The sequence below is a fragment of the Nevskiales bacterium genome (assembly GCA_035574475.1).
Classification (GTDB): domain Bacteria; phylum Pseudomonadota; class Gammaproteobacteria; order Nevskiales; family DATLYR01; genus DATLYR01.
Map to the genome: position 1 here is coordinate 1 of DATLYR010000096.1, position 2015 is coordinate 2015.

At 70.4% G+C, this 2015-nt stretch carries 2 protein-coding genes; both read right to left on the reverse strand.

Features of this window, described 5'->3' with window-relative positions:
- Positions 1 to 113 precede the first annotated feature (113 nt).
- Positions 114 to 1196 carry a ChuX/HutX family heme-like substrate-binding protein gene (locus VNJ47_05520; protein HXG28293.1) on the reverse strand — a complete coding sequence of 361 codons (1083 nt, stop codon included), beginning with the start codon at positions 1194 to 1196 and terminating at the stop codon, positions 114 to 116.
- 35 nt (positions 1197 to 1231) lie between these two features.
- On the reverse strand, positions 1232 to 1933 hold the full coding sequence (locus VNJ47_05525) for a TonB family protein (protein HXG28294.1): 702 nt from the start codon (positions 1931 to 1933) through the stop codon (positions 1232 to 1234).
- Positions 1934 to 2015 lie beyond the last annotated feature (82 nt).

Below are 2015 nucleotides of genomic sequence, written 5' to 3' on the forward strand. Positions count from 1 at the left end.
GCTCGCGTCCTGCACCTGCACGGATTGGCCATGGATATCCGTCACCGTGACCGCCGGTGCCAGCGCGGGCAGGGCGAGCAGCGACAGAGCCAACAGCCATGAGCCGCGAGCGTTCATGACATCCGCTCCGCACGCGGCAGCTCGTCCGCCAACGCGCGCCAGTCGGCCGACTCGGGGATGCCGGGTTTGCGCTTGCCGAAGATCAGCGCCAGGTTCTCGCCGCGCGCGTCGAACAGTTCCAGCGAGGTGACCACGCCGTCGTCGGTGGGCTTGCGCACCACCCAGGCCGCGGCCACGTGGTCCTCGCGCAGATGCAGGTTGAAGTCGTCGTCCAGCACGTTGAGCCAGGGGCCCATGGGCTTGATGTTCTGCACCGGGCCGGTGTGGATCTGGATGCCACCGCGGTTGCCGACGAAGACCATGATCGGCAGCGCGCGCGCGGCGGCGGTTTCCAGTACCTGGCGTACGGCGCCGGTCTCGACCGGCCAGGCGAGGTCATCCCCGACCAGACGCAGGGCCTGGGTGCGCGTGACTTTGAATTTCTTCAGCAGTGCAAAGAAGTCGTGCGTGTCGCGCAGCGCCTCCCAGGCGGCGCGCAGGCCGGCGCTGTCCACTTCGCTGTCCGGCCGTTCCGCGGCGGGCGCGGGGGCCGGCTCGGCAACCAGTGTCGGTGCCTGGTCCTCGGATCGCCAGCGCGCCACCAGCGCCTGGTAGGCGCCCGCATCGCTGTCTTCGGTCAGGTAGATCTTGAGGATGGCGTTGCCCTGCGCGTCGAAGAACTGCAGGCTGTTGCGTGTGCCGGAATGCAGCGTCTGGCGCGCGGCAAAGCCGTGCCGCCACTGGTTGAGGAACAGGCGCAGGTCGATGTCGGGCCCCAGGACCAGGCCCATCGGGCCGTTCACCTCCACCTGCTCGAAGCGCCCGTAGCGCTCGTGTACCACCGACTCGTTGCGGGTCAGCGCCATGATGCGGCCGAGCGAAGGCATGGCCTTGAGGATCTCGCCCCAATCCGGTTGCAGGCGGACGACGCCGTGGCCGCAGTCGGTGGCGACCAGTTCCGCTTCGCTCACGCCAAGGCGCGCGGCGGCTTCGCGAATCCGCAGCTTGGGCTCTTCGCGCAGCAGTGCCTGCCAGGACTGGCGCAACGTCTGTGCGGCCTGCGTCGCATCGGCAGGAAGGGCTGAGGCTTGTGTCATGGCAGTTCTCCCGGGATTGACGTTGGACGATGGATTCAGTGCCGTGCCAGGGTAGGGGGATCCTCGAGACGGAACACCACCGGCAGTTCCACCCAGGCCGCGAGTCTGCGCTCGCCCTGGCGCCAGGGTTCGATCTCCCACTGCCGTACGGCGGCCAGCGCGGCGCGATCGAGCAGCCGATAACCGGACGACACCAGCAGCTGGACTTCGGACAGTGAGCCGTCGGCCTCCACGCGTGCGCGCACCAGCACTGTGCCGCTCTCGCCGCGCAGTCGGCTCTGGCGCGGGTAGGCCGGCGGTTGCGGGGGGCGGCGGAAGCGGGGTTCCTGGATCAGCAGCTCGCCCGTTGCCTCCGCGGCGGGTGTTGCAGCTGCCGCCAGAGGGGCCTCGTCGGCAGACGGGGCTTCGGCTGGCGGCACGGGATCCGGAATGACCTCGTGAGGCGTCTGCGTTTGCGGTTCGGGCAGCGTGGCGACGGCCTGCGGCCGAGCGGGCTCGCTGCGGGCGCTGGCCGGCGGCGGCGCGGGTTGCGGCCGGGAAGGCTGCGCTGGGGCGACCGGCGTGACGGCAGCCGCGGGTCCCGGCGCCGGTGTGATCAGGCGCACCAGCAGCACTGCGTCGGCTGCCGGCCTGTCGGGCGCGCGAGATGCCGGGCCGCGGTAGATCGCAGCTAGCGCTGCCGCATGCAGCAGCAGCGACAAGGACAGGGCGGCAAGCTGGGCGCGGTCGAGGGCCATGCTCAGCGGAACAGGTAGCTGATCTGGATCTGGGCGTTGCGGCCGACCTCATCGAACAGCGACAGGTGCCGGCGGTAGCGGC

Coding starts and splice junctions, on each gene's coding strand:
- VNJ47_05520 (HXG28293.1), bottom strand. CDS start 1,196: ATGACACAAGCCTCAGCCCTTCCTGCCGATGCGACGCAGGCCGCACAG.
- VNJ47_05525 (HXG28294.1), bottom strand. CDS start 1,933: ATGGCCCTCGACCGCGCCCAGCTTGCCGCCCTGTCCTTGTCGCTGCTG.